Below are 13400 nucleotides of genomic sequence, written 5' to 3'. Positions count from 1 at the left end.
TCTTTACCGGTTAGTGTGCTGATATGGCTCAGTCGGTAGAGCGCATCCTTGGTAAGGATGAGGTCCCCAGTTCGATTCTGGGTATCAGCACCATTTTCAAGTTAGTTTTAAAAGCTTTTGCCTGACGGCAATAGCGCCGTGGAACCACCTGATCCCATGCCGAACTCAGAAGTGAAACGCGGTAGCGCCGATGGTAGTGTGGCATTCGCCATGCGAGAGTAGGACACTGTCAGGCACCTATTTAGAAGAGGCCTCCCATTCGGGAGGCCTTTTTGCATTTCTGTGTTCCAAAAATCTGCCATGCCACCGGGATTTTAGTAAAAGTGCTGGGCTATCAAGGGATTGCCCGTTACTCTTTAGCCGTTGCCGATTAACACGTGATGCTGCCAGCGAGGTATTGATGGCTACGTTGAAGGAAATTGCACAGGAAGCGGGGGTTTCTCTCGCCACGGTATCCCGGGTACTGAACGAGGATCCCAGCCTGAGCGTCAAGGAAGAGACCAAGCAGCGGATCTTCGAGATTGCCGAGCGGCTGGAGTACAAGACCAGCAGCGCCCGCAAGGGGGTACACAAGAGCAAGCTGCACTTTCTGGTGGTCTATGCCTATCCCCAGAGTACCGAGATCAACGACCCTTACTATCTCGCCATCCGTTATGGTATCGAAACCCAGAGTGCCCGCCTCAATATCGAGCTGACCCATCTCTACAACTGCGGTGAAGGACGTGAGCTGAGCGCCGTGGATGGCATTCTGGTAGTCGGCACCCTCACAACCGAGCGTCTCGCCCAGCTAAGGGCTTGTTCCAGCCAGCTGGTGTTTGTCGACTGCCGTTCACAGGGAGAGTTCGACTCGGTCGATGTGGATCTCGCCCTGATCAGCCAGCAAGTGGTGGATTATTTTATCGCTCAGGGACACCAGCGTATCGGTTATATCGGTGGCCAGGATGAGAATCCGGATCTGCGTGAATTGGCCTTCCGGGATTATGGCCAGCGGCTGGGGGTGGTGCAGGAGAGCGATCTCTATCGTGGGGACTTCTCCAGCGCCTCCGGCTACCAGTTGGCGAAGGAGATGCTGGCAGGGGATTGGCCCAAGGCGCTGTTTGTCGCCTCCGACTCCATCGCGATTGGTGTGTTACGTGCCATTCATGAGAAGGGACTGGCGATTCCCCAGCAGATCGAGCTTATCAGCGTCAACGATATTCCAACCGCCAAGTTCACCTTCCCACCGCTCTCCACTGTGCGGATCCACTCCGAGTTGATGGGCTCCCAGGGGGTCAATTTGCTGGTTGAACGGCTGCGTGACGATCGTGATATTCCACTCCGGGTGTTGGTACCGAGCAAGTTGACCCTGCGTGGCACTACTCGCTAATTTTAGTAAAATAATCTGCTTTTTAGTCGCGCCATCTTGCGGTGGTGCGACACCTCTCTCAAGCAAACCTCTTTCCCATATCATCCAGCAACTTCATATAATATTGTTTTATAATTGATTTTATTGATAATCAGCCAACTCTTATCAACATCCATGCCACTCCTCCATATCTTGCCTTCCTTTATCTCCCGCCTCTGATCTCGCTCACAAAACCATCTGTTCATTGTGATCAGGTTAAAACTTTACCAACTCAAAACTGATATTTAGTAAATGTTTATCTAAGGTTTACTCAGTTAACGTTGCCTTGTTCCGGGAGGACATGTGAATAACTGGGAAAACGTCCAATTCGTTGGTGAAAACAGGCTGGCCCCGCGTGCCTACTTCTTCTCTTATGCCGACCACGCGCTGGCGGCCACCATGCAGCGCGAGCTGAGCCGCCGTTTTCTGAGCCTTGGCGGCCAGTGGCAGTTCCACTACTTCGACCACCCCCTGCAGGTGCCGGAGGCCTTCTATCACAGCCCCATGAGCGAGTGGGGCCAGATCACCGTGCCCAACATGTGGCAGATGGAAGGACATGGCCAGCTGCAGTACACCGACGAAGGTTTTCCCTTCCCCATCGATGTGCCCTTCGTGCCGACCAACAACCCCACCGGTGCCTATCAGCGCAGCTTCACGCTGAGCACGGCCTGGGACGGCGAGCAGGTGATCATCAAGTTTGATGGGGTGGAGACCTACTTCGAGGTCTATGTGAACGGCCACTACGTCGGCTTCAGCAAGGGCAGCCGTCTCACCGCCGAGTTCGATATCAGCGCCTACGCCAAGGTTGGCGAGAACCTGCTGTCAGTGCGGGTGATGCAGTGGGCCGACTCCACCTATATCGAAGATCAGGACATGTGGTGGATGGCGGGGATCTTCCGCGACGTCTATCTGGTGGGCAAACCGGCCGCCCATGTGCAGGACTTCTTCATCCGCACCGCGCTGGCCGATGACAATCAAAGTGCCACCCTGAGCTGCGACATTCAGCTGGAAAATCTGGGGACGCCCGTCCGTGATCACCGTCTGGTCTGGTCCCTGCTGGATCAGGGCAGCGAGATCGCCAGCGGCTCCCTCGACCATCTCGCCATCGACGGCAAGTGTGATTGCCGCTTCACGCTGGATCTGGCCAATCCCCATCTGTGGAGCGCCGAAGATCCTTACCTCTACCAGCTGCAACTCTCCCTCTACAACGGTCGGGGTGAGCTGCTGGAAGTGATCCCGCAGCGGGTCGGGGTGCGTGAAATCAAGGTCAAGAATGGCCTCTTCTACGTCAACGGCCACTACCTCAAGCTGCACGGGGTGAACCGTCACGACAACGACCACCTCAAGAGTCGCGCAGTCGGCATGGATCGTGTTGAACGCGATATCGTGCTGATGAAGCAGCACAACCTCAACTCGGTGCGCACCGCCCACTACCCGAACGATCCTCGCTTCTATGAGCTGTGCGACCAGTACGGTCTGTTCGTGATGGCGGAGACCGACGTGGAGACCCACGGTTTTGCCAACGTTGGCGATCTCAGCCGCATCACCGACGACCCCTTCTGGGAGCCGGTGTTCGTGGATCGCATCGAGCGCCACGTGCACGCCCAGAAGAACCACCCCTCCATCATCATCTGGTCGCTCGGCAACGAGTCCGGCTACGGCTGCAACATCAGAGCTATGTACCAGCGCTGCAAGGCGATCGACCCGACCCGACTGGTGCATTACGAAGAGGATCGCGATGCCGAGGTGGTGGATGTGGTGAGCACCATGTATTCGCGCGTCTCCCAGATGAACTGCTTCGGCGAGTTCCCGATGGCGAAGCCGCGCATTCTCTGCGAATACGCCCACGCCATGGGCAACGGCCCGGGTGGCCTCAGCGAATACCAGCAGGTGTTCGACCGCCATCCCCACATTCAGGGCCACTACATCTGGGAGTGGTGCGATCACGGCATTCTGGATCAGGACGAGCAGGGCCGCCCCGTTTACAAGTACGGTGGCGACTATGGCGACTACCCCAACAACTACAACTTCTGCATGGATGGCCTCATCTATCCGGATCAAACCCCGGGGCCGGGCCTGCGCGAATACAAACAGGTGATCTGCCCGGTCAAGGTGCGCGCGCTGGATCTGGCCAGCGGCAAGTTGGCGGTGGAAAACCGCTACTGGTTCTCCACTCTCGACGATATCCGCCTGCTGGTCGAAGTGAAGGCCGAGGGCGAGCTGCTGGCCAGCCAGCAAATCCGGCTGGAAGGTATTGCCCCCGGTGCCATCACCGAGTTGCAACTCGAGCTGCCATCCCTCGATGGGCGGGAAACCTTTGTCCAGCTGCGGGTCATCAAGGCCACCGCCACCCGCTATAGCACGGCGGAACACGAGCTGGGCCAGTACCAGTTCCAACTGAAGGCATCGACTCGCCAGCTGCGACCCTTTGCCAATCCCAACGCTACTGCACTGCAGATTGCCGACGAGCGCCTCGCGCTGACCTTGAGCGGCAGCGGCTTTGCCCTGCGTTTCTCGCGCCTCGACGGCAAGCTGGTGAGCTGGCAGCAGGATGGTATCGAGCTGATTGAGCGCACGCCGCGCCTCACCTTCTTCAAGCCGATGATCGACAACCACAAGCAGGAGTACGAGAGCCTGTGGCACCCGAACCACCTGCAGATCATGCAGGAGCACTTCCGTACTCTGAGCTGGCGTCAGCTGGGTGACGCGGTCGAGGTGACGGTCGAGAGCCTGATCGCGCCGCCGGTGTTCGACTTCGGCATGCGCTGCCGCTACGTCTACACCCTGAGCCCGAACGGTCAGCTGCATGTTGCGCTGTCCGGTCAGCCCTACGGCGGTTATGACGACATCATCCCCAAGATCGGCTTCGAGCTGGGCATTCGTCAGGATCTCGACCGGGTGCACTACTACGGCATGGGGCCGGGCGAAAACTATCAGGACAGCCGCCAGAGCAACTGGATCGACAGCTTCAGCAGCACAGTGGGCGAGATGTGGGAGCACTACCCCTTCCCGCAGGACAACGGCAACCGCCAGCAGGTGCGCTGGGCGACCCTGACCAACCGTCACGGCGCCGGTCTCTACGTGCGGCCCGATGCCCCCATCAACCTGAGCGTCTGGCCCTACAGCTGGGAGCATATCCACGCGGCGCAGCACATCAACGAGCTGGAGCCCTGCGGTTATCTCACCCTCAATCTGGATCACAAGGTGCTGGGGCTGGGCTCCAACTCCTGGGGCTCCGAGGTGCTGGACTCCTGGCGGGTACGCTTCGAGCCGTTCAGCTTCGGCCTGACCCTGCTGCCCATCGCCCGTGGCAACCTCAATCCGGCTGCGCTGGCCGGGCTCGATCTCACCATCAACGGCGGGAGGAACCTCGCATGATCACCCTGGACAACCTGACCCTGTTCAAAAACATCTACCGGGAGGGCAAGAAGTGGGGCCGCTGCGTGGAGGCCATCAACAACCTGCCGAACCTCAAGCCCGGCATCTGCCACTCCATCGGTGACTCCCTCACCTATCGCTTGCAGGAGGGGGCCAGCCCGGCCACCTCCCTGTTTGAGGGGCAGCGCCGCTACTTCGACGTTCACTACTACCTGGAAGGGGCAGAGATGGTCGAGTGGGCAGCCAAGCGCGAGCTGGCGGTCGAGCAGGCTTATGACGACACCACAGACCGCGAGTGGCTGGCCGGCGAGGTGTGTGAGCGCCAGAAAGTCGGCAACGGTCAGGTGGTGATCTTCGAGAACGACGAGGCCTACCGTTTCGTCGGCGATGCGCCGGTGCGCAAGGTGATCATCAAGGTCACCGTCGAAGGCGGCTACTTCAAGAACAAATAACAAGCCGCCGGTTCTGCACTGACAAAAGCCGGAAGGGCGGGGCTCACCCTACAACCCATGCCCCGCCCTTTCGCTGAGATAACTACAGGTCTGGAGATGCACCATGTCTGATTCCAAACGCAATACGATAGGCAAGTTTGGTCTGCTGTCGCTCACCTTCGCGGCGGTATTCAGCTTCAACAACGTCATCAACAACAACATCGAAATCGGTCTGGCCTCGGCTCCGATGTTCTTTCTGGCCACCATTTTTTACTTCATTCCGTTTTGCCTGATCATTGCGGAGTTCGTGTCACTGAACAAAAACTCCGAAGCAGGGGTGTATGCCTGGGTGAAGAGCTCCCTCGGCGGGCGCTGGGCCTTTATCTCCGCCTACACCTACTGGTTCGTGAACCTCTTCTTCTTCACCTCGCTGCTGCCACGGGTTATCGCCTACGCCTCCTATGCCTTTCTCGGCTACGAGTACATTCTCACCCCGGTGGCGACCACGGCGTTGAGCATGGTGCTGTTCGCCTTTGCTACCTATGTCTCCACCAACGGCGCCAAGATGCTGGGGCCCATCACCTCGGTGACCTCGTCCCTGATGCTGCTGCTGACCCTCTCCTACATCCTGCTGGCAGGTGCGGCACTGGTGGGCGGCGTACAGCCAGCCGACCCCATCACGGTAGAGGCCATGATCCCCGATTTCAGCTGGGCCTTCCTCGGCATCACTACCTGGATCTTTATGGCGGCTGGTGGCGCCGAGTCGGTGGCGGTCTACGTCAATGACGTGAAAGGGGGCTCCAAATCCTTCGTGAAGGTGATCATCATCGCCGGGATCTTTATCGGCGCGCTCTACTCCATCGCATCGCTGTTGATCAACGTGTTCGTACCGAGCGGTACCCTGAAATATACCGGCGGCTCGGTGCAGGTGTTTGAAGGGCTGGCAGCCTACTTCGGCCTGCCGGAGATCCTGATGAACCGCTTTGTGGGGCTGGTCTCCTTCACCGCCATGTTCGGCTCCCTGCTGATGTGGACGGCGACCCCGGTGAAGATCTTCTTCTCCGAGATCCCGGCCGGCATCTTCGGCAAGAAGACGGTCGAGCTCAACGAGAACGGCGTGCCTGCCCGTGCAGCCTGGATCCAGTACCTCATCGTGCTGCCGCTGATGGTGATCCCGACCCTGGGCTCCAACACAGCGCAGGATCTGATGAACACCGTCATCAACATGACCGCTGCCGCCTCCATGCTGCCGCCGCTGTTCATCATGCTGGCCTACCTCAATCTGCGTCTGAAGCTCGACCACCTGCCGCGGGAGTTCAAGATGGGTTCGCGCACTACCGGCATCGCCGTGGTCTCGGTGTTGATCGCCATCTTCTCGGTGGGCTTCCTCGCCTCCACCTTCCCGACCGGCGCCGACATCATGACCATCATCTTCTACAACGTCGGCGGGATCGTGATTTTCCTCGGCTTCGCCTGGTGGAAATACAACAGATACGAGGCCTCCCTCAGTGCCAAAGCGCGTGCCAAAGAGGCTCAGCCGACGGCACAGGTCGCCATGCAGACGCCATAGGCACGGCATTGAATTCCAATCAAATCGGGTGGCCGTTGGCCACCCGCAAACCGTTGAACCAGAAAAGGAAAAGAGCATGAGCGAGACGATCGAGTTTGCCGAATTCAAACGGGTCGAGATGAAGGTGGGCAAGGTGCTGGAGGTGGTGCGTCACCCCGGTGCCGACAAACTCTACCTCGTCCAGATCGATGTGGGGGGCGAGCGACCGCTGCAGACCGTCACCAGTCTGGTGCCTTACTACAGCGAAGAGGAGCTGATGGGTAGCGAGGTGGTGGTACTGACCAACCTCAAGCCCACCAGGATGCGCGGCGAGCGCTCCGAGTGCATGTTGCTCTGCGCCGAGACCCCGGACGAGAGCCAGAGCGTGCTGTTGCAGCCGCGGGTGCCGATGGCGCCGGGCACCCCGATCGTCTGAACGATATTGCGAGCCGGTGCGGGAGACGGCACCGGTTCAGCAACGAGGCCGTCCACGCGGCCCGATCATAACAAGAGAGTAAAGTGCGGGGCCGACAGACCCTTGCCGAACACATCACAGAGTCACAGCGTTACCCGCAAGGAGCGCGAGTCCACTGGAGGACACCATGTCTGAATCCGTACGCGGCACCATAGGCAAGTTTGCCCTGTTGTCGATGACCTTTGCCGCCGTGTTCAACGTCCGTAACATCGTCAACAACAACATCGAGCTGGGGCTCAGCTCCGCCCCTATTTTCCTGCTGGCGACCATCGTCTACTTCATCCCGTTCGTCTTCATCATCGCCGAGTTCGTCTCGGCCAATAAAAACTCCGAGTCGGGGATGTACGACTGGCTTAAAAAACCGCTCGGCACCCGGATGGCCTATCTGGGCTCGTTTCTCTACTGGTTCGTGAACCTGTTCTGGTTCGTCTCCCTGCTGCCCAACGTCATTGCCTACGCCTCCTACGCCATGCTGGGCTATGAGTACAGCTTCTCCCCCATGGTCACCTCGATCATCTCCATCGTGCTATTTGCGGCGGCGACCCATATCTCCACCAAGGGGGCGAGCTGGCTCGGCAAGATTGCCGAGATCGTGGCCTACGGGGTGTTTGCCCTGTTCGCCATCTATGTGCTGGGCGCCCTGATGGCCCTGAGTGGCGATCATGTGCCGGCTCAGCCCATCACGCTGGAGGCGATGACTCCCACCGTCAACTGGGCGACCCTCGGCATCATGTGCTGGATCTTCCAGGCGGCGGGCGGTGCCGAGACAGCGGCGGCCTACCTCAATGACGTGAAGGGGGGCCAGAAGTCCTTCATCAAGGTGATCATCAGTGCGGGTATCGTCATCGGCGCCATGTATGCGGTCGGTTCCCTGCTGGTGAACGTGTTCGTGCCGCGCGAGAGCCTCACCTATGCCGGCGGCATGGTGGAGATCTTCACCGGCATGGCGCAGTATTTCGGGCTCTCCGAGGCGCTGGTGGGCCGCTTCGTCGGCGTGGTGCTGTTTATCGCCATGTTCGGCTCCATGATGATGTGGACCTCGGCGCCGGTGAAGATCCACTTCTCCGAGATCCCGCAGGGGGTTTACGGCGAGAAGACCACCCAGCTCAACGAGCACGGCGTGCCGGTGCGCGCCGCCTGGTGGCAGTTTGTCTTCGTGTTCGCGATGCTGGTGGTCAACGGCTTCGGCTCCGAGTCGGTGCAGCAGATGATGAACACCGCCATCAACCTCACTGCTGGGACTGCCATGCTGCCGCCGATCTTCATCATGGTGGCCTACTTCGTGTTCCGCTGGAAACATGACGATACCCCCCGCGACTTCCGCATGGGGTCGCGCACCTTCGGCATGGCGGTGGTCTCGGTGCTGATCGCCATCTTCGTGGTGAGCATGAGCGCCTCCGCCTTCCCGGCCGGGGTGGATCTGGTGCGCGCCTTCTTCATCAACGTCTTTATGACCGCGGTATTCTCGGCACTGGCCTACTGGTGGATCTCCCGCTTCGAGAAGCGGCAGGCCCGCAAGCTCGCCGGCAATGAGAAGAAAAGCGGCAGCGGCAAGCTGGCCAGCCAGCGCTGATCGGCTGAGCGAAAAAGCGGGACGGGCGGCCTTGGTCGCCCGTTTTTTTATCCATTTAGCGCCGGTTTGGCGCTATCTGGCCGCGGGTCAGCAACTTCCGCTATTCGACAAAGCAAAGGCGTTAAGCATTGATGAACAATTAACCGCTGCACAACGTTGCGCCTCTCCGTTATCGGGGTAAGCTGGAGGTTCGTTTTAGCGGGAGGTGCCAGACATCTCCCGCTCTGTTTCTTGTCCTCCCCAATCCTGACTGTCGCCACGGCAGCAGGATGCCCTTCTGATGGAGACCTTTCGTGCGTCTGGATCCCTTTACTGTTGTGCTGATTGCGGTGGTCACCCTGGCCTCCCTCTTTCCCTGCGAGGGGCAGGTGGCCGTCTGGTTCGGTCTGCTGACCAAGCTGGCGGTGGCGCTCCTGTTCTTCATGCATGGCGCCAAGCTGTCGCGCCAGAACCTGCTGGCAGGTCTCGGCCACTGGCGGCTTCATCTGGTGGTGATGCTCAGCACTTTCGTGCTGTTTCCGCTGCTCGGGCTGCTGCTCACCCCGCTGGTGCCCAGCTGGCTGAGCCCGGCTATCTACCTCGGCTTCCTCTATCTCTGCGCCCTGCCGGCCACAGTGCAGTCGGCCATCGCCTTTACCTCGATGGCAGGGGGCAATGTGTCGGCGGCGGTGTGCAGCGCCTCGGCCTCCAGCATCCTCGGCATCTTCCTCTCGCCGGTGCTGGTGGGGATGATGATCCACGTGCAAGGGGAGGGGATCGACACCTGGCACTCCATCCAGTCCATCATGATGCAGCTGATGCTGCCGTTCGTGGTGGGCCACCTGTCGCGCCCGCTCATTGGCCGCTGGGTCGACAGCCATCGGCCGCTCATCGGCAAGCTGGATCAGAGCTCCATCCTGCTGGTGGTCTACGTCGCCTTCAGCGAGGCGGTGGTGCAGGGGATTTGGCACCAGGTCGGCTGGTACGATCTGGCCAGTATTGTGCTGCTGAGCTGCGTCTTGCTGGCGCTGGTGCTCTGCTGGAACGTCTGGATCAGCCGTCGCCTCGGTTTCGACAAGGCGGACGAGATCACCATCGTCTTCTGCGGCTCCAAGAAGAGCCTCGCCAACGGGGTGCCGATGGCCAACGTCATGTTCCCGGCCGCCAGCGTCGGTGTCATGGTGTTGCCGCTGATGATCTTCCACCAGATCCAGCTGATGGTCTGCGCCGTGCTGGCCCGCCGCTATCATGAGCAGGGGCATTGATACTCGCGCCATTTTGACTGCCATGAAAAGAGGGAGGCCCGTTGGCCTCCCTCTTTTCATCTGCATGTCGACCGGCGTGCTAGCGTTTGCGCCAGACGGTCAGCTGCGCCACCGTGTGCTGGTATTTGCGGGCGGTCTCGCGGATGACGAAAGGCACATCCCGCGGCGGGCAGTGCTCCTCGAACTCCGCCGCCAGCAGCCGTTGCAGCGCCTGATAGGTGGTGAGCGCCTCGCCGTTTTCACGAATGCCGCCGAGCCAGTTGGCGGGCGGAGTATATTCCGCCAGCCAGGTATAGGGGCTGGTGAGCACCAGCAGGCCACCGCTGCGCAGCCGGGGAGCGATATCCCGCAGGAAGCGGGCGGGCTCCCGCAGCCGGTCGATCAGGTTGGAGGCGAGCACCAGATCGTAGTGGTCATATTTGGGCTTGAGGTTGCAGGCATCCCCCTGACTGAAGTGGATGCGCTCAGCCTGACTCGCCCCCAGCCCGTGGCTCGACAGGCGTGCCTCGCAATACTCCACCAGTTCACCCTCCAGCGGAATGGCGTAGCGGAAGCTGTCCTGGCTGGCGAGGGCCAGCGCCACATCGATGAAGCGGGCCGAGTAGTCGACCCCGTCCACATGCTGGAAGTGGCGAGCCAGTTCGAAGCTGGCGCGGCCGGTGGCACAGCCGATATCCAGTGCCCGCTGGTGGTTGCTGCAGCGCTCGCCAGCAAGATCAGCAAGCGTCTTGGCGTAGTTGGCTACCCCGAAGTGGCTCGGGCCGTACTGGAAGTCGAGGTACTGAGCGACCAGCGTGTCGGTTTCATAGGGATTCACGATAACGGGTTCCTGATAACGGGAGACCAGATAGCGGAAACCCGCATGCTGGAAGAAGTGACGCCGAAAGGCGTAACGGGATGATTTGAGCGCTTCGTTACCTGTGCTGATCCAGCTGCCGCCCTTGATCAGGGTGTGCTTGCCATCAAAAGTGGGGGTGGAGAAGTCGTCGTAGAGCGGGTGGATTTTAAAGCCGTCGAAACCGTCGATGGCGGTGCTGGTCCACTGCCAGACATTGCCCACCAGATCGAAGAACTCCCCTTGCGGGCAGGCATCCACCGGGCAGGAGGAGGCAAAACGGGCCAGATTGATATTGCCGGGGGCCTGTGTCCAGTCTGGCTGATCGCCGGGTAGCTGCTCGCGCAGCAACTGCCACTCTGCTTCGCTCGGCAGCTGGATGGGGAGCCCGGTCCGGGCCGCCTTCCAGCGACAGAATGCGGCCGCCTCCAGCTGGTTTACCTCGACTGGCCAGTCCCATGGCATGGCGACCTGCTCGGTCATCAGCCGCAGCTGCAGTTGTTCGGGCTTGGTGGAATCACCCACCCAGAAGGTGGGCATCTGCGCCTTGGCATACTGACACCAACCCCAGCCTTCCTCATCCCACCACTGTTGCTGGCCGTAGCCGCCCGCCTGGACGAAGACGAGGTATTCGGCATTGCTCACCAGCATGCGGCTGGCCTGAAACGGGGCCAGCTCGATATGGCGCTCGCCATATTCGTTGTCCCAGCCGTAGGTAGCGTCCCGCTTGCCAAGCCGCACCTTGCCGCCGGCCACCGGCAGCAGGCTGTTGGCGGGCACCTGATCAATGCGGCGGCGGGCTTCGGTACAGGCGGGCCAATAAGGCTGCGGTCGCACCCAGGCGAGTGGCAGCTGGTGGATCAGCACGCTGGAGGTCTCGAGGTGGATGCGCTCGTGCTCTATCCCCATCAGGATCACCCAGGCCGGGCTTTGCCAGTCTATGGGCAGGGTGAGCGGCATCTGGCGAATGAAATCGCACACCAGCGTACGAACTTTGGCTCGATAGCTGCGCAGCTCGCTGACCTTGGGCCAGTCGTAGTGGGTCTCGTCCAGATCGTCCCAGCTCATCTCGTCCACCCCGATGGCGACCATGGCCTCGATGCGGGCATCCAGCCGCTGATCGATCAGGCGCGCCGCCAGCAGCTTGTTGATAAAGAAGGCGGCGGTGTGGCCGTAGTAGAAGATGAGCGGGTGGCGCAGCGGGATCGCCTTGTTGAACCAGGCGCGCTCATCGGCCAGACAGTCGAACAGCGAATCGTAGAGATCGAAGGTCTGGCAGAAGTAGCTGAGCAGCTCGCGCCGTTTCTGCTCGGGATCGCTGCCGGTCAGCAGTGGGGTGCGAGTCGGTTCCGGCAGACCGGTGGCGGTGGCATAGAGAGGGCTTGCTTGGGTCACGCTCTGGCTCCTTGTTGGCAGTGAAGACTGACAAGACAGTGGTAATGACATTACCGCAATGGAGAGCTTGGTACGCACGAAGTACCACTATTGGCTCAACAGACCGGCAGGGCAATTAAAAACTTCCACGGGCTGTCAGCATAGTGACCGGCAGGACGACCCGCCAGCCAGCTCTCCACCTGCCTGTTAGGGGGTGGTCAAATTCGCCAAATAGTGGTCTAAATGGATCTTTTTGTGCGTATCACATCTTACTGTTGATTTTATTTTTATTGAAAATCATATAGTTATGGTCTGGCATGGCCATTGCTAACTGTGGTTTCATACGGCCTCTATTTTTGTGGCTTCGAACAGGGCCAGTCAGGTGGCTTATCAATAAATAAAAAGGAGAACAGTTATGCGGTGGATGATTGGCGTCTTGGTGGCGTTGGTGATGGGAGGTTGCAACGTCTTTGCCGACACCGAGATCAAGGGGGAAGGTGTCCCGGTCGAGCGCCAGCAGGCGCTGGGCGAGCGGGTGACCCGGGTGCTGGCGGGAACTCCAGCTACCCTCCATCTGGTGGCAGGGGAGCAGCGCGGCATCCTCATCAAGGGGCAGGCAAATCTCTTGCCCTATCTGGAGCTGACCGAGCGCGGCAGCAAGCTGGAGATCGAGGTAAAGGAGGGTTACCAGCTGCGGCCTACCGAACCGCTGGAGATCACCATCACCCTGCCAGAGCTCAGTGAAATGGCGCTGGCAGGTACCGGCAACGGCGATCTGAGCGGCTTCAAGGGGGATTCGCTGGAGCTGTCAGTGGCGGGAACAGGTGGTATCGTCGCCAGCCAGCTGGAGGTACAGCGATTGAAAGGCAATATCGCTGGTGCAGGCAGCCTGGATCTGGGGAGCGGCTCTGCCGCCAGCATCGAGCTGAACATTGCCGGTGCTGGCGATGTGCTGGGCAGCGAAATGCGTGGCAACGAGGTCGAGGTCAATATCGCCGGCAGCGGTGATGTGGAGGTGCGGGCCCAGCAGACGCTCAAGATCGGCATCGCAGGCACTGGCAACATCACCTACTGGGGTGACCCCGAGGTGGAGCAGCAGATCGCAGGCTCCGGCGGGGTGACCCGCGCGGGCAGCTGATATCAACCGATCACCACAA

Annotated in this window: 9 protein-coding genes, 1 tRNA gene and 1 rRNA gene; 10 read left to right on the top strand and 1 reads right to left on the bottom strand. The window is 60.1% G+C overall.

Annotated elements, in window-relative coordinates; genetic code table 11:
- The first annotated feature begins 17 nt into the window (after positions 1–17).
- From AB5Y84_RS17335 to AB5Y84_RS17295, 9 genes are all read left to right on the top strand, one after another.
- Positions 18–93 (top strand) — tRNA-Thr (locus AB5Y84_RS17335).
- A 27-nt stretch (positions 94–120) separates the two neighbouring features.
- Positions 121–235, top strand: a 5S ribosomal RNA gene (rrf, locus tag AB5Y84_RS17330).
- 165 nt (positions 236–400) lie between these two features.
- Positions 401–1366 (top strand): transcriptional regulator EbgR, encoded by a 966-nt coding sequence (ebgR, locus tag AB5Y84_RS17325; RefSeq protein ID WP_368177452.1) that lies wholly within the window; start codon positions 401–403, stop codon positions 1364–1366.
- 321 nt (positions 1367–1687) lie between these two features.
- Entirely contained in the window at positions 1688–4762 is a 3075-nt protein-coding gene (gene ebgA, locus AB5Y84_RS17320; RefSeq protein WP_368177451.1) for a beta-galactosidase subunit alpha, read from the top strand.
- Positions 4759–5214 (top strand): beta-galactosidase subunit beta, encoded by a 456-nt coding sequence (locus AB5Y84_RS17315; RefSeq protein ID WP_368177450.1) that lies wholly within the window; start codon positions 4759–4761, stop codon positions 5212–5214. The genes ebgA and AB5Y84_RS17315 overlap by 4 nt, the downstream gene beginning before the upstream one ends.
- Before the next feature lie 103 nt (positions 5215–5317).
- Positions 5318–6763, top strand: a complete 1446-nt coding sequence (locus AB5Y84_RS17310; protein ID WP_368177449.1) for an amino acid permease — start codon at positions 5318–5320, stop codon at positions 6761–6763.
- A gap of 76 nt (positions 6764–6839) precedes the next feature.
- Complete coding sequence (locus tag AB5Y84_RS17305; RefSeq protein WP_368177448.1) at positions 6840–7178, top strand: tRNA-binding protein; 339 nt, start codon at positions 6840–6842, stop codon at positions 7176–7178.
- Between the two features lie 166 nt (positions 7179–7344).
- The gene (locus tag AB5Y84_RS17300; protein ID WP_368177447.1) at positions 7345–8790 is read left to right on the top strand and encodes an amino acid permease; all 1446 of its coding nucleotides are present in this window, start codon (positions 7345–7347) and stop codon (positions 8788–8790) included.
- Between the two features lie 293 nt (positions 8791–9083).
- Positions 9084–10034: a bile acid:sodium symporter family protein gene (locus AB5Y84_RS17295; RefSeq protein ID WP_058056266.1), complete on the top strand. Its 951-nt coding sequence runs from the start codon at positions 9084–9086 to the stop codon at positions 10032–10034.
- 79 nt (positions 10035–10113) lie between these two features.
- On the opposite strand, the gene ovoA is transcribed toward AB5Y84_RS17295, so the two are convergent.
- Positions 10114–12264, bottom strand: coding sequence for a 5-histidylcysteine sulfoxide synthase (gene ovoA / locus AB5Y84_RS17290; RefSeq protein ID WP_368177446.1), 2151 nt, complete (start codon positions 12262–12264; stop codon positions 10114–10116).
- A gap of 394 nt (positions 12265–12658) precedes the next feature.
- Between ovoA and AB5Y84_RS17285 the strand changes: the two genes are divergently transcribed.
- A complete protein-coding gene (locus AB5Y84_RS17285) occupies positions 12659–13381 on the top strand; it encodes a head GIN domain-containing protein (RefSeq protein WP_368177445.1) in 723 nt (240 codons plus the stop codon).
- The last annotated feature ends 19 nt before the right edge of the window (positions 13382–13400 follow it).

This window comes from Aeromonas sp. s11 (assembly GCF_040907945.1).
Taxonomy (GTDB): domain Bacteria; phylum Pseudomonadota; class Gammaproteobacteria; order Enterobacterales; family Aeromonadaceae; genus Aeromonas; species Aeromonas veronii.
Note: the sequence above shows the minus strand (reverse complement) of the source record. Positions and strands in the feature narration are given on the sequence as shown.

Excerpts from the sequence above, each read along its gene's own strand:
- AB5Y84_RS17300 (WP_368177447.1), top strand. The coding sequence starts at position 7,345 with ATGTCTGAATCCGTACGCGGCACCATAGGCAAGTTTGCCCTGTTGTCG.
- ebgR (WP_368177452.1), top strand. The coding sequence starts at position 401 with ATGGCTACGTTGAAGGAAATTGCACAGGAAGCGGGGGTTTCTCTCGCC.
- AB5Y84_RS17305 (WP_368177448.1), top strand. The coding sequence starts at position 6,840 with ATGAGCGAGACGATCGAGTTTGCCGAATTCAAACGGGTCGAGATGAAG.
- AB5Y84_RS17315 (WP_368177450.1), top strand. The coding sequence starts at position 4,759 with ATGATCACCCTGGACAACCTGACCCTGTTCAAAAACATCTACCGGGAG.
- AB5Y84_RS17310 (WP_368177449.1), top strand. The coding sequence starts at position 5,318 with ATGTCTGATTCCAAACGCAATACGATAGGCAAGTTTGGTCTGCTGTCG.
- AB5Y84_RS17285 (WP_368177445.1), top strand. The coding sequence starts at position 12,659 with ATGCGGTGGATGATTGGCGTCTTGGTGGCGTTGGTGATGGGAGGTTGC.